This window comes from Clostridium drakei (assembly GCF_000633595.2).
Lineage (GTDB): Bacteria > Bacillota > Clostridia > Clostridiales > Clostridiaceae > Clostridium_AM > Clostridium_AM drakei.
On the sequence record NZ_JIBU02000039.1, the window covers coordinates 48,003 to 73,073 of the forward strand.

The window sequence follows — 25,071 nt, forward strand, 5'->3', positions numbered from 1 at the left end:
TTTACCTCCCTTTATAATAATTAATGGTATTTTACAAATCTAAATTCATCTATAAACTCTTGCTTTTGATCTCTATCTCCCATTATCCTTTTTAACTTATTTAAGAAGAACTCTTCTTTCCAAGGTTGCTTTTCCCAATAATACTGTATCCCAATTTGCCAATAATCCTGTGGAAATTCCATAAATGCTGCCATTATAGGTATATCATCTTTTTTAACTTGATTAATTGAATTATAAGAATCAATTATATTTAATGTACTACTTATGTTCCATTTCCCATTTTTCATACATCTCAAAAGAATGCTACTAAGATCATGAAGATGCGAGTCCAATATACAATAGTCAAAATCTATAATATTTACTAAATTGTTATGAGATTTCAATATATTATGATCTGCAAAATCATGATGACAAAATCCTCTATTTTCTATTTCTTCGCTCATAGTTTCTATATATCTAGTTTCTATTAGATTTTGTATAGATCTTTCTGCTCTTTGAAGTTCTTCTCTCATAATACTTAAATAAATAGAATCAAATTCTGTATTACTTTGTTTTTTATCTATTATATCTTTAAAAGAACGTATTTCCTTTTTTCTAGTTTTAAACACTTCTATCCATTTAAACCATCCTATTCTAGGATTCATTCCAGCTATAACTTCAAATCCATTACTTTTTTTATGAAGTTCTGCCAGCTTACATGAAGCTATTAATATATCTTTATTATCATTGTAGTTTAGTCTTGTTGAATCAACCCATGGATTCAAATAAGCATAATTATCTTCAAGTTTCACATAATCCATTCCATTTTCTGTTTTTATTATTTCTGGAATATACTCAAAATTATTATTTTGTAAATGCTTTATAGCAGATATAATAAATAAAAAGTGTCTAAAATCATATTTAATAAATTTAAGACAATAAGCACCATTTTGGGTTTGAATCTTATATATACCTTTTATCTTCTCTATGAGCTTCACATTAAGCCCATAACTTTGTTCTACTAGCTTTCTTACTCTATCTGTATCCAAACTCTTTCCTCCAAAACAATTCTATATATGTAGTATATGAATTATTGTATATGTATGTGCTAAGTGACACATTTAGAGCGTAATATTAATAATATATAATACGATAAATTTGAAATTTTTTTAATAGCCTCGAAATTATCTGTATTAAATGGAGGTTGATAAGTATATGAAAATAGGAATTGATGCAAGGGGGGTTAACTGGTATAAAGGCACTGGTATAGGAACTTATACTGATAAAATTTTAAAATATATGATCCAAACTCATAAAGAAAACCTATATCACATGTATTGGTCTGGAGATAATTATGAACGCTTTAAAAGTGATAATTCAAAAATATTAATGACTTCAAAAAAATATTATAAATTTTTTGAGCAATATTATTTTCCTAACAATTTAAAAAATGAAAATATAGATATATATCATATCCCTCAAAATGGCATAGGTCTTTCTCAAAACATTGAATGCAGGAAAGTAGTTACAATACATGATTTGATACCTTATATTCTCCCTGAAACCGTAGGAAATGGATATTTAATTAAATTTCTAAAAGAAATGCCTAAAATAATGGAAACTTGTGATGGTATTATAACTGTATCAGAATGCTCCAAAAGGGACATACTAAAATTCTTCCCTATGGATGAATCTAAAGTTTTTGTAACACCTTTAGCTGCTGATAAAAAATATAAACCTTTAGATAAATCCAGATGCAGAAGATTTATACGTAAAAATTATGATATAGATAATCCATTTATACTTTATATAGGCGGTTTTAGTCCTAGAAAAAATGTTAAGTCTCTTTTAATGGCTTTTTCTAAGGTTTACAGGAGACTTCCTGAAGATTATGATTTAGTTATTGTTGGTGCTAGTAAAGATGATATACACCTTCTCAAAGATTTGAGTCATGATTTAAATATACGTTCACATGTAAAATTCACAGGATTTGTTGAAGAAGAATTACTACCATCATTTTACAATGCATCTAGCGTTTTTGTATATCCTTCTACGTATGAAGGTTTTGGTTTACCACCTTTAGAAGCTATGAGCTGTGGTACTCCTGTAATAACATCTAACATTTCATCCATACCAGAGGTAGTTGGAGATGCTGGAATTTTAATAGATCCATTTAATATAAAAAGTCTCCAAGATTCCTTGGAACGCTTACTAAATAGTAAAACTTTAGTTGAAAAATTAATTAATAAAGGATTAAATCAATCCTCTAAATTTTCTTGGGAAAAAACCTCAGAAGAAACTCTAAAAGTTTATAAAAACATTTTAAAAATATAAAACAAAATCTCTTGACTGCCCCGTTCCCAGCCAAGAGATTTTATTTTATATTCTAAAATTCCCTATGATTAAACCCTTACATGAACATATTATACACCTTAACAAAAACATTGTAAACGTTTTATGGATATTATTTAAACATTATTTTTTATCTAAATATTTTTGAAGAGAATCTAATACCACTTTTGTATCTTTATTTATTAAGTTGGATTGAGCTAATGAATTTTTTACATCATCTCTTATATTAAAGAAGTAAGGAGTATAATTTATTTGATAACATCCTTTCTCTGTATTTACAAGTAATTGCCATACTCTACAATTAAAATAGTCTTCACTCTTATTAAGTTTTTCTAAGTTATATATATCATTAGATACAGGTAAAACTCCATACTTTACCATGGATTCTAACGCCAATTTATTATTATTTATAATAAACTTTATAAATTCCTTTGATAATTTTGCATTGCTAGATAAGTTATTTATCATTAGATTACATCCGCCTAAAGACACATCTCTATTACCACCTGGCTCAAAAGCAGGCAATTGAATTACTCCCCACTTTCCATTTTCATTGGGTATATTTTGCATAAAATAGCTTACACAGCTAGGATCTGATACAAATGACATTATCTCTTCATTTTTAGCTGAGTTAATAAGTTCTTCTTTAGAATTATAATCATAAATTATTCCCTGAGAATATAAATTTTTTACTGTATCTACAACTCTAATCCATTCTTTATCATTAAAATTAACTTTATTGTCTTTATTAAAGTAAGAAACCCCTAGTTGATTTGCCATCAATAGGTATATATCACTATTTTCATTTTCTACATTCCCGAGAACCTTTTTCCCCTTATCTTTGATGATCTTTTTTCCCATTTCAACATAATCGCTCCAAGTTTTAATATCATCAATATTAATTCCCTCTGAAGATACTATATCCTTCCTATATAAAATTACCTTAGGAGAAGTGCTCCAAGGAAAACCATATACTTTATTTTCTTTAGTTAAGTTATCCACCTTACTTTTTGATAGTTTGTTTTTATAACTGTCTATCTCTCCTGATACATCTAAAAATCCATGTGGCAATTTATCTAAATAATATTGAACATAAGAATCATCCATTGTTACTATATCTATTGATTTATCTTTATTTTTAACACTTTCTGAAAATTTTCCATATGAATTATTATCAACCTTTAAATCTACACTTACTTTTTTATTTACCTTTTGAAAATCTTCTATAGCTGCTCTTAATGGTTGCTCATGCTTTTTATCTGTTAATACTGTAATTTTTCCTTGTAAATCCTCACTATTGTTTGATACACTATTATTTTTCTTGCAAGAAACAGCATTAGCACCTATAACTATTAAAATGATCATAACCAAAAATTTTATACTTTTCTTCATAATATCTCTCCTGCACTAAACAGTATCATATTTTTATTGTTTATTTAACATTATATTTCCAGTATATATTATCAAATTTACTTAGTTTTTTCAATTGGTTTACTAATATTGTAACTTATTCTTCGTATATAAAAAAGTACACTTGGTAAATTATATTTTAAAATTATCCATATCTTTTAAATCTTAAAATTTACTATAGATCAAAAATAAGCCCTAAAGATTTTAATGAATCATTTAAATCTTTAGAGCTTATTTCTATCCTTTTGCCATATCATAATTCCCTTTAGAATCAAAATCTTCTTTCCAAGATTTATCTGCTAAAGGTTTAAATTCTTCTGCTACCTTATCTAACGCCTTTTGAAATTCTTCATCTTCTATCATCTCTTTAGCACCTTTATCTGTAGGTCTAGCTCCTGTTTTTTTTACAACTTCCCTTATAACATTTGTGTTATCTATCATCATACAAGGTAATAATAAATTTTCATTATAAGGCTGTCTTCTTCTTAATTCTTTAAAAAAATCTGATTTAAATACATCAATAAGTTTTTTATTCTTCAAATTATCTACTGCAAAATGAGCAAAAACACATGGTTCCATATCTTCATGAGAGTTTATATGACAATAAAACTTACCTGCTATACACCCTCCTACATAAGGAGCATCATTAAAGAAATCTATCATAAAATAAGGTTTTGAATTTCTTATATGCCTAACCCTTTTCCCTAAATAAATCCTTTGCTCAGGAGTAAGCATTAAATTAACATCTTGGCTACTTCCTACTGGCATAAATATGAAATACCAGCTCATTTTAGCCCCTTTTTCTATTAGCATATTTACGAATTCATCAGATACAACTGTCTTTACATTACTTCTGCTAACAGTTGTAGATACTCCAAATAGCATTCCCTTTTCTTTAAGTAATTCCATGGAGCTCATAACCTTTTTAAATATCCCTTTTCCTCTTCTCCTATCAGTCTCTACTTCAAAGCCCTCTAAAGAAAACATAGGTATTACATTACCAAGTTCTTTTATTTTATTAGCTAATTTTTCATTAAAAAGAGTTCCATTAGTAAAAGGTGTAAACATACAATCACTATATTTTTCATATATCTTTAACATATATTCATTAAAAAATGGTTCTCCACCTAATACTACAAAATAATAAATTCCTAATTCTCTTGCTTCTTTTATAATCCTATCTACTTCTTCATAAGGTATATCATCTTCTTTACTATAATTTGCAGCATAGCAACCAGTACATTTTAAATTACATCTCATGGACGGGCTGATAAGTATTACTAATGGTATCTTTATATCCTTTTCCTTTAAGATCTTTTCCCTCTTAGGCATTCCATACCATATTGCATTTGATAAAAAATTTGAAAAAAATTTCTGTATACATTTTTTATCTGTATTTTTTAAAATATTTATTATGAACTCATGAGTAGCAGGATTATTATTATAGTACTCTTCCACTTGTTGTATTCTTTCCAAATTCTCTTTATCTTTGCAGATGGATTTTTTTGCTAGGTCAAATAACTTATCAATATTTTTTTCAGGATTTTTCTCTAGCAACTCTAATCCAGTTTTAACTAAGGTATCTCTAGCTGCCTTTTTCAACTTTTCAGTTACCTTCATTTATTATTCCCCCTGATAAGTAGTGATATATAAAGTTTCCTTTATAAAATTATATACATATTTATTTTATTTATGTCTATATAATATCAGGGTACTTTTATAGAAACTGTTAAAATACAATATTGATTTAAGCTTTAATTCTTTATTATATTTAAATATATAAAAATTTACAGCTTATTTATCATACTTGACAAATAGCCTGCTCCAAATCCATTGTCTATATTTACTACACTTATACCACTTGCACAACTATTTAGCATACATAGCAATGCTGAAAGTCCTCCAAAATTAGCACCATATCCTACACTAGTAGGCACTGCAATAACAGGCTTATCTACAAGTCCCCCAAGTACGCTAGCTAAAGCTCCTTCCATACCAGCTACTACAATAATTACTTTAGATTGTCTTATTATCTCTAACCTATCAAACAACCTATGTATACCTGCTACCCCTACATCATATATCCTTTCCACCTTGTTTCCAAATATCTCTGCAGTTACCGCTGCCTCTTCCGCTACAGGTATATCAGAAGTTCCTGCAGTAACTATGGATATATATGTACTGTTAGTTTCCATTTCTTTATTTTTTATAGTTATAGTTCTTGCTTCCTCATTATATTCTGCTTTAGGACATATAGATTTTACAGCTTCATATACCTCTTTGGAAGCTCTTGTTCCTAATATATTATTTTTCTTTGTAACCATAAATTCGATTATTCCCTTAATTTGTTCAACAGTTTTTCCAGCACAATATATAACTTCTGGATATCCAACCCTAATTTCCCTATGATTATCAATTTTAGCATAGCCTAAATCTTTAAAAGGTAAGTCTTGAAGCTTTTCTAATGCTTTTTCTACATCCATTGAACCATTTTTTACATTTTGTAAAAGTTCTTTTACTTCATTCAGATCCATAACATTCTCCTCTTTTCTATATACACTTCTATTTAATTTTGGAAAACACTTCCTTATATACTTCCAATATTGGTATATTATTTTCTAAAGCTGCTTTTTTACATTCTTCATACTCTGGTTTACTTTTTATCTTATTTCCCTTATAATAGGCACTCTTTACAGTAATCTCTCCATACTTTGTATCAACTTTATCCATTTCTCTTCTTAATATACTTCTATTAACCTTATACTTTCTAAAACCTAATGTAGTGGTATTAGTTAATATTATATCTTTTATATTATTTTCCTGTTCTATTCTACAAAGTACATTTAGCTTTACAGCTGGCCTTTGTTTTTTCATGATTATCGGAATCATATATACATCTAATGCACCTTGGTCAAAAAGAAGCTCTATAACATATTCATAAAATTCAGGGTTCATATCATCTATATTGCATTCCATTACCAAGACTTCATCTGTTAAATAATCATCTTCTTTATTTTCAGCTTCTTCACCTACAAATACTCTTAAAATATTAGGAATATCATCCACATGCTTATGTCCAATACCATATCCTATTTTAGTTATCTTAAAATTTTTTTTATCTGTAAATTCATCTACATAATTGTCTAATATACCTGCTCCTATTAGAGTTGTTGCTTCGAAAGATACTTTTGAACTTATTGGTACATTTTTCAATATTTCCGCCGTAGTAGGTAAAGGAACTGGTAACATTCCGTGTTCACACTTAACAAAGCCAGACCCAACTTCTATTGTAGATGCTTTAATTTTATCTATTTTTAAATAATCTAGACATATAGCTGATCCTACGATATAAATTATAGAATCTACTGCTCCAACCTCATGAATATTTGCATCTTTTAAAGATTCACCATGTATTTTAGCCTCTGCATTTACTAGTCTTTTAAATATTTTTAGAGAATTTTGTTTAACATTTTCTTTTAAAGTACTAGAGTTAATCATATTTTCTATATCTTTTAAATTTCTATATTTATAGAAATACTTAGACTCTTTATCATTCCTGCAATCATATGTCATTTGTTTACAACCATTGCTTTTACTAGAAAATACATTTACTTTAGTACCATAGATCCCTTTTCTTCTATCTTTATTTATTTCTATTTTATAATCATTAAAATTTAATTTTAAAAGTTCTTTTAAAAGATATTCTCTATTTACACCTATATCAATCAAGGCTGATAAATGCATATCTCCACTTATTCCTGAAAAGCAATCATAATAAAGTATTTTCAAAATATTCATCTCCTCATCCCTAGTAACTTTACATTCATCTTCTATAATTTCTTTATCCTTTAATGGATCAAGTTTCACTTGCTATTCTATCATATATAACTTTAATATTTAAATAAAAACTTAAATTTTTATGAAGGTTTGCAATTCAAAATGCTTACTAAACCTGATAAAAATTGTTAATAATAAAATAATTATATTTTTATATTAAAATACCAGTAAATAACATAGTTATTTACTGGTACTTCAATTTATTATAAATATTTATCCATGCTTTTTTCATTTTTTAATAAATTCACAAGATATTTTATTTCTTGATCTTTATTTTTATCCATAATTAATACTACATCTCCATCATCTACTATTACTAAATCCTTAGTTCCAAAAGTTATTATTAGTCTGTCATTTGCAAATACGCTGCAATTTTCACTATTTTCCATAAACACATTTCCCATAAAACTATTGCCTTTAGATTCCTTTAAAAATCGTGATAATGCCGCAAAGGTGCCCATATCATCCCAGGCAAACTCACATTTTATAACATAAGCTTTTCTAGTTTTTTGCATTATACCAAAATCTACAGATATTCCATCTATAATTTTATATTGTTCTCTTATAGTTTTTTCTTCATTATCAGTATCTAATTGATCATATATAGCCATAATGCTTTTGTGCATTTTAGGAAGATATTTTTGCATTTCCCTTAAAAATACATCTGCTCTCCACACAAATATTCCACTATTCCACAAAAAAGTACCTTTCATAACTAAATCTTTTGCAACTTCAGAATTAGGTTTTTCTAAAAATCTCTCTACTTTAAAACTCTTAATACTAGAGTTTACTTCTTCACCCATTTCTATATAACCGTATCCTGTTTCAGCCCTTGTAGGCTTCACCCCTATTGTTACTAATCCTCTTTTTTTTTCGGCAATTCCTATTGCATATGAAAGTGTAGTTTTAAATAGTTTTTCATTTTCAATATAGTGATCAGATGGTAAAATTATCATTGTAGCATTTTGATCTTTTTTAAATAACTTCGCTGCTGAAAGCCCTATACAGGTTGCTGTTTCTTTATTTTCAGGTTCTATAAAAATATTATTTTTATCTATATCCTCTAATTCCTCATATACTTTATCTATATATTCCTTATTAGTAACCACATATATATTCTCTTTGGTTACTAAAGGCATTATTCTATCCACAGTATTTCTTAAAAAACTTTTATTATCTATAACCTTCAAAAATTGCTTCGGATTTTTAGACCTAGAAAGTGGAAAAAGCCTAGTACCCTTACCACCTGCAAGAATTAATGCATATATCAATATATTCACTCCAAATTATGCTTGCTATATTGTTATAATATGTATTACTTTGCATAATGGTGAAAATATATTTATATATTTATTTCATACTATTAATAAGCTCTAATTTTCTTTTTCTTTTCATTAATTTTATAGCATATTCTCTTTTTAATGCTTCATTTTTTGTATTGAATTCCTCAGAATATACTAATTTAACAGGTAATCTTCCCCTTGTATATTTAGCTCCCTTTCCACTATTGTGTACTTGTATTCTTTTATTTAAGTCATTAGTATATCCTGTATAAAGGGTTCCATCTATACATTGTAATATATAAACATAATTCATAATTAAAGCTTCCTCTTTAAAATCACTTTACAGATACATTAGGGTTATCATCTATATAAAATCTCCATAAATACTCCCTTGCTTCCTCTGCATAATCTATTCCTACTCTTTTAGCAGTTTTTATACTAAATTTATTATCTAATCCATCTTCTATATATAGTCTATCTCCACATAAGTCCTCTTTATTTAAAACTTTATCTATACCCATAGCATTGCACAACTTTCCTGGTCCATTTGATAAATTTTTTATTTGATATTTAGTTAAACTTTCATAAGGCTTTTTATATCTATTATAAACCATATAATCCAACCCTTCTACTGCTTCTAAAGCTCTAACCAAAATAGCTTCTGGCATTCCTTTTTCTCGAGTAACTATATTAAAGCAATAGTACATACCATATATAAAATAGACATAAGCAACACCTGGTTTTCCATACATAACTTCAGTTCTTGGAGTCACCTTTCCACTATAAGAATGAGCAGCTTTATCTAAAGTACCTCTGTAAGCTTCCACCTCTACTATTTTACCTGATACTTTCTTTCCATCAATTTTATGTACTAAAACTTTTCCCAAAAGTTCCTTTGCAACTAACAGAGTATCTCTATTATAAAAATCTCTATCTAATTTTTTCATTTTATATCACCCTAACACTCAAATTAAAATTTTATTTGATAGTTATATTATATATTAAATTAGTTTTTTTATTTAGTAATATTTTATTGTAAAAAAAGAGTCCATAATTTCAACATTATGGACTTCTTTACTTATTTTGTTAATAATTTAACCTTATTCTGCAACAGGTTTTGCTTTCATTGCAGATTTAAACATTAGAACTGATGTATAAAGAATAACTACTATTACTAACCATTTTAAAACATTTAGCGGAAGTGTTTTAACTATATACGCTGCTATAAAAACTCCTACAGATCCAAATATAGTTATTGCCATAGATGCTTTTCTATCATATGCATCTTCCTTAATAAATTTAGCTGCTGCAGCTGGCATTAAGAATGCACAAGATCCCATCATTATTGGGAATGCTATCTTAGGACTCATTCCAAGTGCAAATACTAGTGCCATACATGGAGCATAAAGTCCTATTCCTAATGTCATAAGGGCTCCTAATATAAAATTAGCAACTACTGCTATCACAAGTTTTATGCCTGTAAGTCCAATAGCTTCTCCGCCTGAAGGCATTAAATTTAATTGCTGTGCAAGCATTATTATTACAACTACAATTAATGCTGTACCCATTGCAAGTTGAATTTTCTTTTCATCAAGTTTTGATACAATTCCAGCTCCTACTACTGCACCTATAGTTGCTGCAGCTAACATGGAGAAAAGTGTTATTGGTTCTACTTGTATAACTGTTATAAAAATAAGTGCTTCTATTCCTACAGGAATAGTACACGCTACATTAAGCGTTCCTGGCATAGTTCTATCCTTTGAAAGTTTAAATCCTTTCAATAGTGCAGTTGTTGGTGAAAAGCTTCCTATACCTAACGTATCAAAAAAGTTTGTAATAAATCCTACTACTCCAAGTGCTAAGAAATTTGTTTTTTCAATTCTTCCTTCTTTTGCAGCCTTAGCATAGTCTGTAAAAAATACGAATGCAAAGTATAATATTAAAAGTATTAATATACCAAATACTATTTTTACCATTTCACAGCCTCCTCATTTTTATTAAATATTTTATAGTTGAATTATAACGTACCTAATTAATATACCAGTGTATTGTGATTCTTTCAATATAACTTTATACTTTCTAGGTTTTATTTCAAAATGAATCCATGTTTAACTGGATCTTCTGGATCTATGAAAAATTGATTGTGTCCTGTTATGAATGCACTTCCTGTAATTTCAGGAATTATAGCATCAAAATCTCCAACTTTAGTTTCTTCTAATACTCTTCCTCTAAATTTTGTCTCTAAGATACTTTCATATATAAAATCTTCATTTATTTTTAGTTCACCTTTTGCATAAAGTGTTGCTAATTTAGCACTAGTTCCAGTTCCACATGGTGATCTATCAAGCTGTCCCTGTCCAAATACAACTGCATTTTGTAAAGTTGCATCAGCACTCTTAGCAGGTCCATATATTTCACATAAATCTACAGTTTTTATATGTGGAAGTGTTGGATGCTGTATTTCAACTTGTTCATTAACAGCTTTTATAACTTTCATTCCTATTTCTATTATTTTTTGTGCATTTGATGGACATATGTCTATTCCTAAGTTTTCAGCTTTAACTATAGCAAAGAAACTTCCGCCAAAAGATATATCCATTTCTACTTTACCTATTTCAGGTACATCTACTTCTACAGCTCTTTTATAAAGGAATGCTGGTACATTAACTATAGAAACTTCTTTTGCTTTTCCGTTTTCTACTTTAACATTTGCTTTAACTAATCCTGCTGGAGCTTCTAAAGTAATTTTTGTTACTGGTTCTTTTACTTCGACCATACCTTCTTCTACAGCTACAGTTGCAGCTCCTATAGAACCATGTCCACACATATTTAAATATCCGCCGCCATCCATGAATATTATTCCAAGATCAGCTTCTTCAGTTGTTGGCTGTGTTATTATTGAACCAAACATATCATTATGTCCTCTTGGTTCAAGCATTATAGCTGTTCTTACATAATCTAAATTTTCTTCAAGATAAGCTTTCTTTTCTGGCATTGTTTTTCCAGGGATATTGGGTACTCCACCTACCACTATTCTTGTTGGTTCTCCCATAGTATGTGAGTCTATTGCAAATATTGTTTTTGTTGTTTTCATTTTTGTGCCTCCTTATTTTTCATTTTTAATTTTAAAAATGCTAAAGCTTTTTTAGCATCAAGCTCTACTACATTGTTTTCCCCCACAACTTCTGTTTCGATTCCATCTTTTGATTTATTGAAATCTACTATAGTATCCATATATTGATTAGTAACTACAAATTGTGCCTGAGTTCCTACAAAGCTCATCCCAACTACTGGAATATCCCTTTTTCCTATCTCCTCTAAGGCAGTAGCAAAATCAATATTACTGTTCCCCCAACCATCAATAGATACTATGACTCCATCTGCCCTCATAGCCTCAACCCAAGATGCTGCTCTTTGTGCAACAAACACCTTATCTTCATTTTCTTGTGGTGTTCCTGCTACTATAATTCCTAAAAGATCCACATCATCATCATTTGAAACTATATTAAGCAATGGATCTCTAAAATGATGTAATGTTGTTTCTTTTGTAGATGGTCCTATTCCCATAGTAAATATCCTCCTATTTCATTTAGTTCATGGCTCTTAATGCACCATCTCTGTATTCATTAGGACTTAATACTATAGGCATATTACCCATATCTATAATAGATCTGCATCCTACAAATCCACCTGGTTCTTTACTTAAAAGTCCCGTATCATACATAGCGCCTTGGCCAGCAACTTGCTTTATAATAACTACTTTCTTCTTTCCAGGCTTTATCTTATCAAAATATTCATACTTTTCGTCGCACACTCTTCCACTTAATTGCTTTAATCTACTTCTTATTTCACTAATTATCTTATCCGAAACTTCATGTGCTGACATAGGGCCTGGTCTGCTTGTTCCTTTACCAGCCTTCAGAATAACATTTATATGAATTAATATGTCATTCTTAGCTGGAGTACCAGCTCTTTCAAATACAACTTGCTCATTTAGTATACCTTCAGAAGAACCAAATTCTGCAACTTGTATTCCCTCTTCATCTACCCCTGTAAGCATCACATTTACTCCTGTAAGTATATGAGTTATACCTTCTCCTATTTTTCCTAATACCTTTACAGCTATTGGAGAAAAGTCCATTATTGAATTCACAAATATATTGTGTTCATCAGGATTTATGATTTTAACTTCTACATGTTTTATAAGTTTTTCATCTACTGATATTCCATTTTGTATATCACTTTTTAAATACAATACATCATTTTCTATATAAGTTCTTTCAGCAAACTTCACTTTTGTTATGTGAAAAGTCTTTATAACTAATCTTCTGATTTCTATTTGCTTCTCCATATATATCACCACGTTTATTTTAATAAAAAATATTAATATATAGGAACTAGAAACTAGTTTTTAGTTCCTAGTTCCTATATTATAGTTACTATTTTCTAACTTCTGATTAAACTTTTGCTATATATTCATATGGAAGTGGAACTATTGTTCCTGCAGTAGTTATCTTAGTTAATTCTACTAGTGAATCTTTAACTATAGCTGTTTGCATATCAATATCATGTGGTGCTCCTGCATTAGCTCCCATTGGTACTCTTGGAGCAACTGCTCTTGGAGTTCCTGTTTGTTTAACTACTGGTGGTAAAGCAGCGATACATATTGTAGGTATTCCTGCTTCTTCGATTGCTCTCTGCACCAAAACTGCAGAGCGGTGGCAAGTTCCTCATCCAGCTGTCATTAGAACTGCATCTACGCCTTCTTCTTTAAGGATTCTAGCGATTTCTGGACCAGTTTCATTCTTGAATTTTTCCTGGTTTCCACCACCACCCATGAATCCTATGTGAGTTGGTGCTATTTCTTTTATAAATCCTTCTTCTGCAAGCTCTTTTAATCTATCAATTGGGAACATGCAGTTGATGTCTTTATTAACATCTCCGTTATCATATCCACCATGTGATACCATAAGTTCGCTTGATGGCGCATCTCCTGGTATTTTTCTAAATGTAAAATCTCCTGCTAAATTAAATCTCTTATCAGATTTTAAATGTACTCCAGCAGCTGTAGCTATAGCTACTTTCATATCTTTAAGCTCTTTTGTTACAGGAGCCCAAACTGGTGGTGGAGTTATAGGAACAAATATTTCTGATTGTAATCCTTTAACCATTGTTAAATCCATTATAATTTTCCTTCCTTTCTATTTCTTATATCTATATTGCTAACATATTTTTCATTAGCTTCCTCTGATAAAACTTCTATAAAACTCATCTTAAAGCCAACTTCTTGACCTATCTTTAAAGGATAGTCTGTTATAAGCATTCTCATTGGTATTTTTAAATATCCCAGTCTTCCTTTAAGATCTACTGCAATACATCCATCATGTATTTCTACAATTATGCCTTGCATTTCAATGATTTTATCACCATATTTTAAATCCATATTAAGCGCCTACTTTGTTGAATATTTTTCAAGTCTCTTTTGGCTTACTGGAACAGCAGTTTCATTTTCAACTCTTGTTATTGAACTTCCTGTAGTCTTTTCAACTAATTCTAAATTGTTTTCTTTAACATTTGCATTCCATTTTCTTTCTGAAGCTTTAACTTCTTCTCCGCCCATAGCTGATTTAAGCATTGATATTCCTCTTATAGCATCTTCTTGGCATAATGTATTACAGCTTAAAACTTCATTTTCAATTCCAGCTTCTGACTTGTTATTATCAACCATGTACTTCATATACTTGTTACCAACAACTAAAGCTCCTTGTACTGCGCAGAATGAGAATCCTACACATGGAATATTTCTCATACCAATTTGTTCAATATGGCTTGCAAAGTCAATGTGATTGTTTCCAAATCCTTCTGTTGTAACAAAAGCTCCATCAACATCTAAAGCTTCTACTATCATTCCCATTCTTTCTGATACATAGAATTTTTCATTATTGATTTGTGGACTTCCTACAAATAATACTCCGCAAAGATCTAATTCTGGATCATTTAAAGCTTCATGAACAAGTGGTTCTCTCCAATAATGTCTTGAACATTCCTTTGATGCAGGTCCTATACAAGTTAATGCATGAATTCCTCCATCAGCAACTTCAAGTGGTGATAACATTACAGGAACATTTCCTAAATCAACATTTGGTTTTGCTCCAAGTACTCCTACTGGTTCAACTGGTAATATTAGGTTATCATGCATAGCACCTTGACCCATTATTTCTTTAACAATAATAACTTTTTTCTTTCCTGGTCTTCTCTTTTGCTCAAATACTTCTGTATTTGTTACTAAAGATTCGTCAATTTTCTTTAATGCATCTCTGATTTCTTGTGTTATAAAATCTGTAGCTGTGTGAGCAGCTAGAGGACCTGGTCTTTCCATGTTAGTTCCTGCAGCTATTGTTACTTGAGTTTTTATGAAGATTTCTCCCTTATCAGGTGCTCCTGGTCTTCCAAATTGGATGTTTTCTTCAAGTATACCTTCTGATGAACCAAATTCTCCTATTTGAACTCCATTTTCATCTGTTCCAGTAACCATCACTATAACACCATCAATTACTCTAGTTACACCTGAACCTAACTTGTTATCTCCTTCTTTAGTAGCTATTGGTTGAACGTCCATTATTGTTTCACTATAAGTGTTATACTTATCTGGAGTTATTATATCAACTTTTATTTCTTTAACTAATTTGTTTATTTTTACAGCATCATCACAAACATTTTCTCTGATGTAAAGAGTTGTTCCTTCAATTTTTGTTTCTGGTCCAAACTCTACTTTATCAATTTTAAAATGTTTTCTTGTAAGAGTTCTTATAACCTTTTCTTCAAGTTTAACTTCCTGAGTTGCTACAGTTTTTTCTTCTTTAGCAATACTTTGATTTTTTACTGCTACTGGTGCTTTTGCCACTGGAGCTGCCATTGAACCTACACCTAAAGGTACTTCAATGTCAATTCCTTTTCCTTCTGCTATTTTGATCTTTAAAACTCCACCAGCTACAGATGCTACTGGCTGTGGTGCTTCTACTACTACTTCTTCTTCAAATCCTTCTAGCATACTAGCTGTTACAGCAGTTAATGCTGGTGCTTCTACTTTTAAAGTCTTTCCAATTACTTCTTCTCTTGATAAAACTTTTTCATCAAGTTTTAATAATAATGAATCTTCAAGTTTTTCAAAATTAATTGGGTTTTCAAAATCTTCAGCTGATATAATGTCCCCTGCTTTTTTGTTATACTTCAAAACAGCCTTTACATCTCCTTGAGTTAATTCAGCTGCTTTTTTCTCTTCCTTTGCTTCTGAAACCATTGTCTTAGCTCCTTCTAATAAATCAGGAGTTAATGGAGTAAGTGAATCTATAGTTTTTAGTAATTTAGCTCCTATAGCTTCACCTATTTTAAAGCTATTTTCTGGTATAGTTAAAAGTCCTGAATCCACCATATCAGGGAATATAGCTGGATCCTCTAGATTGCTTGCTGAAATTATTGTTCCTTCTTCTGTTCTACAACATACAACAGCAACTTCATTTTTTAGCTGTTCTGCGTGTTCTGCACTCATTGACATTTATCGTATCCTCCTCTTTTTTATTTATCAATTGAAAGTCTTCTAGTTAATTTATAATCAACTGTTCTAAACACATGATCTGTATGATGATATACTCCTAGTCCAGTCTTTGGAGCACAACACATTACAGTGTTTGAACAATCGCTGCAATTGGAAATTAGTACTCTTTTTGCACCAAGTCTCTTTAAATACATAATACCAGCCACTTGTCCAGGACAAGTACCTGGAGTTTTGCATTTGTTCGCACCTTTTATTTCTTCCACATTTTTGCACTTTGTGACACCAACTACTTCTGATTTCATTTTAGATGCTATATCTCTAAGTCTTTCTTCATTAGCACCACAGGCACAAACAAGAAGTCCTAATTTATCTTTATATTCTGGGAATGGAATAGTAACAATAGCTCCACCTGAAATCTTAGTAACTTCAGCTTTTTCCAAATCTTGTGCTTTTCCTGTGTATGGTCCTCCTATTAGGATTTCACCATATTCTCCATCTATACCACCACATTTTTCTATGAGGCTTTTTATTGAAGTTCCAACAGGTACTTGGGAAAATACATTTGATTCTTTTCCACTGTTTAATTTACCAGCTATTGTAATATCTTTGTCTATGACAGGCTTTCTATCATCTACTGCTCTAGTTATATTAGCCAAAGTTTCTGTATTTAAAACAACACATTTTGCTTCTAATGGAAGTTGTGTTGGTTCAAGCCATTTGTCAAATATAGCATGGATAAGGGCTCTTTCTTCTCCCATAGGATAGATATCTTTAAGTTCCTTAACTTCTATATTACTTTCACCCTTTAGTGCTGCTTTTACAGAAGATATAGCTTTTGTGTTTTTAGCTTTTATTCCCATATATGCTTTTGGAGCTCCTGTAGCTTCCATTGCATATTTTATACCCTTAATTACAATTTCAGGGTTTTGTTCTAATAAAGTTATATTATGATTCAATACTGGTTCACACTCAACACAATTAGCAATGATATATCCATCTGGAATTTCAGCTTTTAATTTTATGTGAGTTGGGAAGCCAGCTCCACCAGCTCCAACTATTCCTGCTTCATATACTGTATCGATTATGCTATCAGTTTCTTTGATTTTTACATAATCTTCTGTTTGAGCATCATTTGCTTCAACGATTATTTCAGTATCTGTAACCTTAACTACTTTTCCTGAAACACTTGTGTGTATTTTCGCTCCCAATCCATTGGGTTCTGCAATACATTCGCCTCTTTTTACTTCCTTACCTTCCTTTACTACTGGAACATCAGGCGCACCAACGTGCATTTTAAGAGGAAAATTAAATAAATTCACCATAACGTACTGTCGTCTTAAATCTACTACACTTAGTTTAGCAGAATGCAACATTCCCTCCTTTCAACATTTTATTAATTTATATAATGTTTGCTATTATATAAATTAATAGTATATATTGTACTAAATAAGTTTTTCTTATACACAATAATACTCAAGCAATTTCCATGCCAATGATTTATTTTGCGCTACTTTGTTATAAAATATGCAAATACAACGATTTTTTTATATTATATTTTTTTATGTTAAAGGTTTTCTTATGGCAAAGTGTATTATTTTCTGACAAATAGTGTATTGTTTTTTGACACCATTCGTTAATTTTTAGTTAAAGTCATACAATATGCGAAAATATATATAAATTCAGTGTCAATAATTTGACACTGGAAATTAAAATAAAAATAGCCATATACAAGAGAATCTATCTTGTATATGGCTATTTATTAAATAATTACGCTTGTGCTCCTAAATCCTTTGATTTACTAGCAGATCTAAACATAGCTATAGATGTATATATGATAACACATATTACCAGCCAAGTTAAAACATTCAAAGGAAGACTCTTAACTATATAAGCTGCTATTAGAACTCCAACTGATCCAAATAAAGTTATTGCCATAGAAGCTTTTCTATCATAAGCTCCTTCTTTAACAAATTTAGCTGATGCTACTGGCATCAAGAATGCACAAGAACCCATCATTATAGGAAATGCTACCTTGGGACTCATTCCAAGTGCAAATACTAATGCCATACAAGGTGCATATAAACCTATTCCAAGTGTCATAAGAGCTCCTAGTATAAAGTTAGCAATTACAGCTATAATAAGTTTTATTCCTGTAAGTCCTATAGCGTCTCCACCTACAGGCATTAATTTTAATTGTGATGCTAACATTACTAGTGCAACTATAAGTAATGCTATTCCCATTCCAAGTTGAACTTTTTTTTCATCAAGTTTTGAAACTATACCAGCTCCTATAAAAGCACCTATAGTAGCAGAAATAAGCATTGCGAATAAAGTTATAGGTTCAACTTTTATAACTGTTATAAATATTAGAGCTTCTACTGTTACTGGAATCGTACAAGATGCATTAAGTGTTCCTGGTATTGTTCTATCAGGTGTGAGTTTAAAAAATTTTAATAATGCTGTAAGAGGAGCAAAACTTCCTATACCCAGTGTGTCAAAAAAGTTTGTTATAAATCCAACACCACCTAATGCCAAAAAGTTTGAACTTTCTAAGTTACCCTCTTTAGATGCTTTAAGATAATCTCTTAAAAATACTATTGTAAAATAACCTGTTAAGAGTATGAGTAAACTGGACACTACTTTAACTAACATAATACCTTCCCCCTCTTTCTATTATATTTTTTAATATTACATGTATATTGTAATATATATTATGGCCTCACTGCAATAATTTTCTTAATATTTTTTATATTTTTATTTTTGAATTTTTTGCATATTTTTACTTTAATATAAAACCATGTTTAACTGGATCATCTGGATCTACTAAATACTGGCTAAACCCTGTAACATATGCACTTCCTGTTATTTCTGGGATTATACCATCAAATTCTCCTACTTTAGCTTTACTTAAAATTTTTCCTATGAATTTAGTACAAATTATACTTTCATTTACTATTTGTCCACCAACTTCTATTTCTCCTCTAGCATATAAATCAGCTAACTTGGCACTTGTTCCAGTTCCACATGGAGATCTATCAACCTGCCCTTGACCAAATACTACTACATTTTGAACATCTGCATCTTCACTTTTTGCAGGAGCATAGAATTCGCAAAGATCAACTGTTTTAATATGCTTTAATATAGGATGTTGGATCTCTACCTGTTCATTAACTGCATGAATAATTTTCATTCCAAGATCATTAAGTTGTTGTGCATTTTTAGGAATTAAATCAATTCCTACATCTGAAGCTTTTACCATTGCAAAGAAACTTCCTCCAAAAGAAATATCTAAAGTTAGCTTTCCAAAGTCAGGTACATTTACTTCTATATCTTTCTTATAAAGAAATGCTGCTACATTAACTATTGAGACTTCTTTTGCTTTACCATTTTCAACTTTTACTCTAGCTTTAATAATTCCAGCTGGAGCTTCTAAAACTATATCTGTATATGGCTCTGTAACTGGTACCATTCCCATCTCAACAGCGCAAGTTGCTGATCCAATAGATCCATGACCACACATATTTAAATATCCACCGCCATCCATGAATATAACCCCAATATCTGCTTCATCTACACATGGTTCAGTAAAAATAGCACCAAACATGTCATTATGACCTCTCTGTTCAAGCATTAACATAGTTCTTAAATAATCCATGTTCTTTTCCATATATTCCATTTTCTCAGCCATAGTTTTTCCTGGAATCTTAGGCACTCCACCTGTTACAATTCTAGTTGGTTCACCCATAGTATGAGATTCTACTGTATTAATAACTTTTGTTGCTTTCATTTTCTATTCCTCCCTATTTTTCATTTTTAATTTTAAGAACGCTAAAGCTTTTTTAGCATCTAATTCCACAATATTGTTTTCACCCACAACTTCTGTTTCTATCCCCTCTGTGGATTTATTAAAATCAACTATAGTATCCATGTATTTGTTTGTAACTACAAACTGTGCTTGAGTTCCAACAAAGCTCATTCCTACAACTGGAATTCCCCTTTTACCTATTTCCTCCACAGCAGTAGCAAAATCGATATTGCTGTTCCCCCATCCATCTATAGACACAATAACACCATCTGCTCTCATAGCTTCAACCCAAGCTGCTGCTCTCTGAGCAACAAATACCTTATCTTCATTTTCCTGAGGCGTTCCTGCTACTATAATTCCAAGAAGATCCACATCTCCATCATTATCTACAATTTCTACCAATGGATCTCTAAAATGATGTAATGTAGTCTCTTTAGTAGATGGTCCAATTCCCATAGTATCACCTCAATTCATGGCTCTTAAAGCACCATCTCTATATTCATTAGGACTTAATACCATTGGCATATTTCCCATATCTATAATAGATCTACATCCAATAAATCCTCCAGGCTCTTTACCTAAGACACCTGTATCATACATACAGCCTTGTCCTGCAACTTGTTTTATGATAACTACTTTTTTCTTATTAGGTTTTATCTTGTCAAAATACTCATATTTTTCATCACAGAATCTTCCATTCATCTTTTTTAGATACTCTCTTATCTCCATGATTATCTTATCGCATACTCTGTGCGCAGCCATAGGTCCTGGCCTATTTGTACCTTGTCCATCTTTCAATGTTACATCTATATTTATTATTATATCATCCTCTGAAGGAGTTCCTCTTCTACCAAACTTAACTTGTTCTTTTAATATACCCTCTGAAGAACCAAATTCTGCAACTTGTATTCCTTTTTCATCTACTCCTGTAAGCATAACAGTTATTCCTGTTAAAACATGAGTTATTCCTTCTCCTAAATTACCTAAAACCTTAGTTGCTATAGGAGAAAAATCCATTATAGAATTCACAAAAATATCATGTTCATTACTTTGTATAATTTTTAACTTTAAACTATGCACTAACTCTTCATTGTCTATTACATCAGCTTCTATATTGTTTCTTATATATAAAACTCCATCTTTTACATATGTTTTTTCTGCAAATTCTACCTTTTGTATATGAAAAGTTTTTATAACAAGCCTTCTAATTTCTCTCTCCAAATTAACACACCCTTATCTTAATTAACAGGTTATTATAAACCAGAAACTAAAAAATAGTTTCTGGTTTATGATTACTATTTAAACTTTTGCTGTATATTCATAAGGTAATGGTACTATCTTACCAGCTGATTGAAGAACTTCAAGCTGAGCTAATGTATCCTTAACTATACCTGTCTGCATTTCAATATTATGTGGTTGACCTGCATTAGCTCCCATTGGAACTCTTGGAGCAACTGCTCTTGGAGTTCCTGTCTGTTTAACTACTGGAGGCAATGCTGCTATAATTATAGTAGGAATTCCAGCCTCTTCGATTGCTCTCTGCACCAAAACTGCAGAGCGGTGACAAGTTCCTCATCCAGCGGTCATTAGAACTGCATCCACACCTTCATCTTTTAAAATTTTAGCAATTTCTGGACCTGTTTCTTCTGTGAAAACTTTTACGTTTCCACCACCACCCATAAATCCGATATGAGTTGGTGCAACTCCCTTAACATAACCTTCCTCGGCTAACTCTCTTAATCTATCAATAGGAAACATACAGTTTATATCTTTATTAACATCAGAGTTATCATATCCACCATGTGATACCATTAAATCATCGGAATTAACGTCTCCTGGTATTCTTCTAAATCCTGTATCTCCTGCTAAATTAAATCTTTTATCGGTTTTAACATGAACTCCAGCTGCTGTTGCAAGTGCAATAACCATATCTTTTAATGGTTTTTCTACAGGTGCCCAAACTGGTTTTGGTGTTATAGGAACAAATACTTCTGATTGTAAGCCTTTAACAACAGATTTACTCATTGCTATTACCTTCCTTTCTCTTTTCTATATTACTTATATACTTCTCATTAACTTTATCAGAAAGAACTTCTACATAAGTCATGTATAATCCCACTTCTTGTCCTACTTTCATAGGATAGTCTGATATTATCATTCTATTAGGTATTTTTAAATAACCAAGTCTACCCTTGAAGTCTATTGCAACAGAACCATCAGTTACTTCTACAATGACTCCCTGCATTTCTCTTACCTGATCACCGTACTTTAAGTCCATATATCTTACCTACTTTTATGAATATTTTTCTTTTCTTTTTTCACTCATTGGTAATGCTTGTTCATTAAGCGCTCTCTCTATTTTTATTCCTTTTTCCTTTTCAACTAATTCTAGATTGCTCTCAAGAACATTTCTATTATACTTTCTTTCTGCAACTTTTACTTCTTCTCCAGCCATAGCAGCTTTAAGCATTTCAGCTCCTCTGATTGCATCTTCTGGACATAATGTGTTGCATCCAAGAATTTCATTTTCTATTCCAGCTTCTGATTTATTATTGTCTATAATATATTTCATATATTTGTTTCCAACAACTAATTGACCTTGAACTGCACAGAATGAGAATGCTACACAAGGTATTCCTCTCATACCTATTTGTTCAACATGACTAGCAAAGTCTATATGATTGTTTCCAAATCCTTCTGTAGTAACAAAAGCGCCATCAACATCTAATGCTTCTACTATCATACCCATTCTTTCAGATACATAGAATTTTTCAGTATTAATTTGAGGACTTCCTACAAATAATACACCACATAAATCCAAATCTGGGTCAGCTAATACCTGATGAACTAATGGTTCTCTCCAGTAATGTCTTGAACATTCTTTTGATGCTGGTCCTATACAAGTTAATGCATGTATTCCACCATCAGCAACTTCAAGTGGTGATAACATTACAGGAACATTACCAAGATCAACGTTTGGTTTTCCACCAAGGAATCCAACTGGTTCAACTGGTAGAATTAAGTTATCATGCATTGCTCCTTGTCCCATTATTTCTTTAACTATTATAACTTTTTTCTTTCCAGGTCTTCTTACATGTTTAAATTCTTCTACATTAACTACTAAAGAATCATCATCAATTTTCTTTATAGCTTCTCTTATTTCTTGAGTAATTACATCTGCTGCCTTATGAGCTGCTATAGGTCCTCTTCTTTCCATGTTTGTCTTAGCTTGAATTGTAATTTGTGCTTTTATGAATATTTCTCCCTTATCAGGACAGCTTGGTCTACCCCATTGAATATTTTCATCAAGGTAACCTTCTGATGAGCCAAATTCACCTATTTGAACACCATTTTCATCTGTACCAGTAAGCATCATTATAACACCGTCAAGTACTCTAGTTACGCCAGAACCAAGTTTTGAATCTCCTTCTTTTGTAGCTATTGGCTGAACATCCATTATTGTTTCACTGTATGTGTGATACTTATCTGGTGTAATAATATCAAATTTTACAGCTTTAACAAGATCTCCAGTTGCTTCTGCATCTTTACATACGTCTTCTCTAATATATAAAGTTGTACCTTCAATTTTAGTTTCTTTGCCTAATTTTACTTCATTTATTTTGTAATGTTTTCTTGTAAGAGTTCTTAGTACTTTTTCTTCAAGTACTACTTCCTTTTTGTCTTCAGCTTTTGCTGCTACAACTGCTTTTTCAGCCTTTACTACTGGCACATTTCCGGATTTTACTGAACTAGTACTTATACCATTCAATGGCACTTCGATGTCAACGCCTTTGCCTTCGGCAATTTTAATTCTTAGGACTCCACCGGATACACTTGATGTTACTTTTGGCGATTCTCCCATATCAACTTCCTCCTTAAATCCTTCTAACATTTCAGGTGTTATAGGAGTTAAAGCTGGTACATCAGACACTAATTTCTGTCCAACAACTTTTTCTCTTGTAAGAACCCTTTCATCTAATTTGAATAGTAATGAGTCTTCAAGTTTTTCAAAATGCATAGGATTCTCCAAATCTTTAGCCCCTATTACATCACCTGTTTTTTTGTTATATTTTAAGACTGCCTTTTCATTTCCTTCAGTTAGCTCCTCTTGAACTTTTTCTTCAGAAGCCATTTCTTTAACGCCTTCTAAAAGATCTGGAGTTAATGGAGTTAGTGAATCAACAGTTTTAATCAATTTTGCTCCAATTACTTGTGCTACTTTCAAGCAATTGTCTGGAATAGTCAATAAACCAGCATCTACCATGTCAGGAAATATTGCTGGATCTTCTAAATTGGAAGCTTGAATTATTGTTCCTGCTTCTGTTCTACAACATACAATCCCAAGTTCATTTTTAACTTCTTCTGCATGTTCTGCACTCATTGACATAACATTAATCCCTCCTTTTCGTTATTTCATCACAAATTTTATATATTAAAATGGTAACTCTATATCGATTCCTTTTCCTTCTTCTATTCTAATTTTTAAAACTCTACCTTCAACACTATCAACTGTTTCTTCTGATACTACTTGTTCTTCTACAACTTCTTCCACTTGTTCTTCAACTTTTGAATCATTTTCTACCTTATCTTCTACTTCCTTAACACCCTCTAAAATATCTGGAGTTAATGGAGTTAGTGAATCAATAGTTTTAAGTAATTTTGTACCTATAACTTGACCTACTTTTAAACAATCTTTTGGTATAGTAAGCAATCCTGAATCAACCATGTCTGGAAATATATCTGGATCTTCAAGATTTGATGCTTGTATAATAGTTCCTTCTTCAGTTCTACAGCATACAACAGCAACTTCATTTTTAAGTGCTTCTGCATGTTCAACACTCATTGACATT

24 protein-coding genes and 1 pseudogene are annotated in these 25,071 nt (G+C 30.9%); 1 reads left to right on the forward strand and 24 read right to left on the reverse strand.

Annotation, left to right across the window (positions count from 1 at the left end; all coding sequences use genetic code 11):
• Positions 1-20 precede the first annotated feature (20 nt).
• On the reverse strand, positions 21-1,028 hold the full coding sequence (locus tag EG57_RS0218405) for a CotS family spore coat protein (protein WP_032078610.1): 1,008 nt from the start codon (positions 1,026-1,028) through the stop codon (positions 21-23).
• A gap of 166 nt (positions 1,029-1,194) precedes the next feature.
• Between EG57_RS0218405 and EG57_RS0218410 the strand changes: the two genes are divergently transcribed.
• Entirely contained in the window at positions 1,195-2,313 is a 1,119-nt protein-coding gene (locus EG57_RS0218410) for a glycosyltransferase family 4 protein (RefSeq protein ID WP_032078611.1), read from the forward strand.
• 141 nt (positions 2,314-2,454) lie between these two features.
• On the opposite strand, the gene EG57_RS0218415 is transcribed toward EG57_RS0218410, so the two are convergent.
• The 23 genes and pseudogenes from EG57_RS0218415 to EG57_RS27490 all read right to left on the reverse strand — a co-directional run.
• Positions 2,455-3,723, reverse strand: a complete 1,269-nt coding sequence (locus EG57_RS0218415) for an ABC transporter substrate-binding protein (protein WP_032078612.1) — start codon at positions 3,721-3,723, stop codon at positions 2,455-2,457.
• Between the two features lie 255 nt (positions 3,724-3,978).
• Entirely contained in the window at positions 3,979-5,361 is a 1,383-nt protein-coding gene (locus tag EG57_RS0218420; RefSeq protein ID WP_032078613.1) for a radical SAM/SPASM domain-containing protein, read from the reverse strand.
• 167 nt (positions 5,362-5,528) lie between these two features.
• Positions 5,529-6,224, reverse strand: a complete 696-nt coding sequence (larB, locus tag EG57_RS0218425; RefSeq protein ID WP_414629353.1) for a nickel pincer cofactor biosynthesis protein LarB — start codon at positions 6,222-6,224, stop codon at positions 5,529-5,531.
• A 79-nt stretch (positions 6,225-6,303) separates the two neighbouring features.
• Positions 6,304-7,539, reverse strand: a complete 1,236-nt coding sequence (larC, locus tag EG57_RS0218430) for a nickel pincer cofactor biosynthesis protein LarC (protein ID WP_414629354.1) — start codon at positions 7,537-7,539, stop codon at positions 6,304-6,306.
• 242 nt (positions 7,540-7,781) lie between these two features.
• Positions 7,782-8,849, reverse strand: coding sequence for a mannose-1-phosphate guanylyltransferase (locus EG57_RS0218435; RefSeq protein WP_029162468.1), 1,068 nt, complete (start codon positions 8,847-8,849; stop codon positions 7,782-7,784).
• Positions 8,850-8,928: 79 nt separating this feature from the next.
• Positions 8,929-9,174, reverse strand: a complete 246-nt coding sequence (locus EG57_RS0218440; RefSeq protein WP_032078615.1) for a GIY-YIG nuclease family protein — start codon at positions 9,172-9,174, stop codon at positions 8,929-8,931.
• A 22-nt stretch (positions 9,175-9,196) separates the two neighbouring features.
• Positions 9,197-9,808, reverse strand: coding sequence for a DNA-3-methyladenine glycosylase (locus EG57_RS0218445; protein ID WP_032078616.1), 612 nt, complete (start codon positions 9,806-9,808; stop codon positions 9,197-9,199).
• A 153-nt stretch (positions 9,809-9,961) separates the two neighbouring features.
• On the reverse strand, positions 9,962-10,837 hold the full coding sequence (locus EG57_RS0218450) for a sulfite exporter TauE/SafE family protein (RefSeq protein WP_032078617.1): 876 nt from the start codon (positions 10,835-10,837) through the stop codon (positions 9,962-9,964).
• A gap of 110 nt (positions 10,838-10,947) precedes the next feature.
• Complete coding sequence (locus EG57_RS0218455) at positions 10,948-11,955, reverse strand: proline racemase (RefSeq protein ID WP_032078618.1); 1,008 nt, start codon at positions 11,953-11,955, stop codon at positions 10,948-10,950.
• Positions 11,952-12,428, reverse strand: a complete 477-nt coding sequence (locus EG57_RS0218460) for a glycine/sarcosine/betaine reductase component B subunit (protein ID WP_032078619.1) — start codon at positions 12,426-12,428, stop codon at positions 11,952-11,954. The genes EG57_RS0218455 and EG57_RS0218460 overlap by 4 nt, the downstream gene beginning before the upstream one ends.
• Positions 12,429-12,450: 22 nt before the next feature.
• The gene (gene prdD / locus EG57_RS0218465) at positions 12,451-13,212 is read right to left on the reverse strand and encodes a proline reductase cluster protein PrdD (RefSeq protein ID WP_032078620.1); all 762 of its coding nucleotides are present in this window, start codon (positions 13,210-13,212) and stop codon (positions 12,451-12,453) included.
• 106 nt (positions 13,213-13,318) lie between these two features.
• Positions 13,319-14,044, reverse strand: a complete 726-nt coding sequence (prdB, locus tag EG57_RS25950; RefSeq protein WP_084572266.1) for a D-proline reductase (dithiol) protein PrdB — start codon at positions 14,042-14,044, stop codon at positions 13,319-13,321.
• Complete coding sequence (locus EG57_RS0218480; protein WP_032078623.1) at positions 14,044-14,304, reverse strand: CBO2463/CBO2479 domain-containing protein; 261 nt, start codon at positions 14,302-14,304, stop codon at positions 14,044-14,046. Before EG57_RS0218480 ends, prdB (EG57_RS25950) begins: the two co-directional genes overlap by 1 nt.
• Positions 14,305-14,313: 9 nt before the next feature.
• Positions 14,314-16,416: a D-proline reductase (dithiol) proprotein PrdA gene (prdA, locus tag EG57_RS0218485; RefSeq protein ID WP_032078624.1), complete on the reverse strand. Its 2,103-nt coding sequence runs from the start codon at positions 16,414-16,416 to the stop codon at positions 14,314-14,316.
• A gap of 20 nt (positions 16,417-16,436) precedes the next feature.
• A complete protein-coding gene (prdC, locus tag EG57_RS0218490; protein WP_032078657.1) occupies positions 16,437-17,738 on the reverse strand; it encodes a proline reductase-associated electron transfer protein PrdC in 1,302 nt (433 codons plus the stop codon).
• A gap of 445 nt (positions 17,739-18,183) precedes the next feature.
• Positions 18,184-19,068: a TSUP family transporter gene (locus EG57_RS0218495; RefSeq protein ID WP_032078625.1), complete on the reverse strand. Its 885-nt coding sequence runs from the start codon at positions 19,066-19,068 to the stop codon at positions 18,184-18,186.
• Between the two features lie 127 nt (positions 19,069-19,195).
• Entirely contained in the window at positions 19,196-20,203 is a 1,008-nt protein-coding gene (locus EG57_RS0218500) for a proline racemase (RefSeq protein WP_032078626.1), read from the reverse strand.
• Positions 20,204-20,206: 3 nt separating this feature from the next.
• Positions 20,207-20,677, reverse strand: coding sequence for a glycine/sarcosine/betaine reductase component B subunit (locus EG57_RS0218505; RefSeq protein ID WP_032078627.1), 471 nt, complete (start codon positions 20,675-20,677; stop codon positions 20,207-20,209).
• Between the two features lie 9 nt (positions 20,678-20,686).
• Positions 20,687-21,442, reverse strand: coding sequence for a proline reductase cluster protein PrdD (gene prdD / locus EG57_RS0218510; protein WP_032078628.1), 756 nt, complete (start codon positions 21,440-21,442; stop codon positions 20,687-20,689).
• A 78-nt stretch (positions 21,443-21,520) separates the two neighbouring features.
• A complete protein-coding gene (gene prdB, locus EG57_RS25955) occupies positions 21,521-22,246 on the reverse strand; it encodes a D-proline reductase (dithiol) protein PrdB (RefSeq protein WP_084572267.1) in 726 nt (241 codons plus the stop codon).
• The gene (locus tag EG57_RS0218525) at positions 22,239-22,499 is read right to left on the reverse strand and encodes a CBO2463/CBO2479 domain-containing protein (RefSeq protein WP_007062687.1); all 261 of its coding nucleotides are present in this window, start codon (positions 22,497-22,499) and stop codon (positions 22,239-22,241) included. The genes prdB (EG57_RS25955) and EG57_RS0218525 overlap by 8 nt, the downstream gene beginning before the upstream one ends.
• Positions 22,500-22,514: 15 nt before the next feature.
• Positions 22,515-24,608 carry a D-proline reductase (dithiol) proprotein PrdA gene (prdA, locus tag EG57_RS0218530; protein WP_032078630.1) on the reverse strand — a complete coding sequence of 698 codons (2,094 nt, stop codon included), beginning with the start codon at positions 24,606-24,608 and terminating at the stop codon, positions 22,515-22,517.
• 51 nt (positions 24,609-24,659) lie between these two features.
• Positions 24,660-25,070 (reverse strand): annotated as a pseudogene (locus EG57_RS27490) (sugar transporter); the annotation flags it as partial.
• Between the last annotated feature and the right edge of the window lies 1 nt (position 25,071).

Excerpts from the sequence above, each read along its gene's own strand:
- EG57_RS0218410 (WP_032078611.1), top strand. The coding sequence starts at position 1,195 with ATGAAAATAGGAATTGATGCAAGGGGGGTTAACTGGTATAAAGGCACT.
- EG57_RS0218415 (WP_032078612.1), bottom strand. The coding sequence starts at position 3,723 with ATGAAGAAAAGTATAAAATTTTTGGTTATGATCATTTTAATAGTTATA.
- EG57_RS0218420 (WP_032078613.1), bottom strand. The coding sequence starts at position 5,361 with ATGAAGGTAACTGAAAAGTTGAAAAAGGCAGCTAGAGATACCTTAGTT.
- larB (WP_414629353.1), bottom strand. The coding sequence starts at position 6,224 with ATGGATGTAGAAAAAGCATTAGAAAAGCTTCAAGACTTACCTTTTAAA.
- larC (WP_414629354.1), bottom strand. The coding sequence starts at position 7,539 with ATGAATATTTTGAAAATACTTTATTATGATTGCTTTTCAGGAATAAGT.
- EG57_RS0218440 (WP_032078615.1), bottom strand. The coding sequence starts at position 9,174 with ATGAATTATGTTTATATATTACAATGTATAGATGGAACCCTTTATACA.
- EG57_RS0218445 (WP_032078616.1), bottom strand. The coding sequence starts at position 9,808 with ATGAAAAAATTAGATAGAGATTTTTATAATAGAGATACTCTGTTAGTT.
- EG57_RS0218450 (WP_032078617.1), bottom strand. The coding sequence starts at position 10,837 with ATGGTAAAAATAGTATTTGGTATATTAATACTTTTAATATTATACTTT.
- EG57_RS0218455 (WP_032078618.1), bottom strand. The coding sequence starts at position 11,955 with ATGAAAACAACAAAAACAATATTTGCAATAGACTCACATACTATGGGA.
- EG57_RS0218460 (WP_032078619.1), bottom strand. The coding sequence starts at position 12,428 with ATGGGAATAGGACCATCTACAAAAGAAACAACATTACATCATTTTAGA.
- prdD (WP_032078620.1), bottom strand. The coding sequence starts at position 13,212 with ATGGAGAAGCAAATAGAAATCAGAAGATTAGTTATAAAGACTTTTCAC.
- EG57_RS0218480 (WP_032078623.1), bottom strand. The coding sequence starts at position 14,304 with ATGGATTTAAAATATGGTGATAAAATCATTGAAATGCAAGGCATAATT.
- prdA (WP_032078624.1), bottom strand. The coding sequence starts at position 16,416 with ATGTCAATGAGTGCAGAACACGCAGAACAGCTAAAAAATGAAGTTGCT.
- prdC (WP_032078657.1), bottom strand. The coding sequence starts at position 17,738 with ATGGTGAATTTATTTAATTTTCCTCTTAAAATGCACGTTGGTGCGCCT.
- EG57_RS0218495 (WP_032078625.1), bottom strand. The coding sequence starts at position 19,068 with ATGTTAGTTAAAGTAGTGTCCAGTTTACTCATACTCTTAACAGGTTAT.
- EG57_RS0218500 (WP_032078626.1), bottom strand. The coding sequence starts at position 20,203 with ATGAAAGCAACAAAAGTTATTAATACAGTAGAATCTCATACTATGGGT.
- EG57_RS0218505 (WP_032078627.1), bottom strand. The coding sequence starts at position 20,677 with ATGGGAATTGGACCATCTACTAAAGAGACTACATTACATCATTTTAGA.
- EG57_RS0218525 (WP_007062687.1), bottom strand. The coding sequence starts at position 22,499 with ATGGACTTAAAGTACGGTGATCAGGTAAGAGAAATGCAGGGAGTCATT.
- prdA (WP_032078630.1), bottom strand. The coding sequence starts at position 24,608 with ATGTCAATGAGTGCAGAACATGCAGAAGAAGTTAAAAATGAACTTGGG.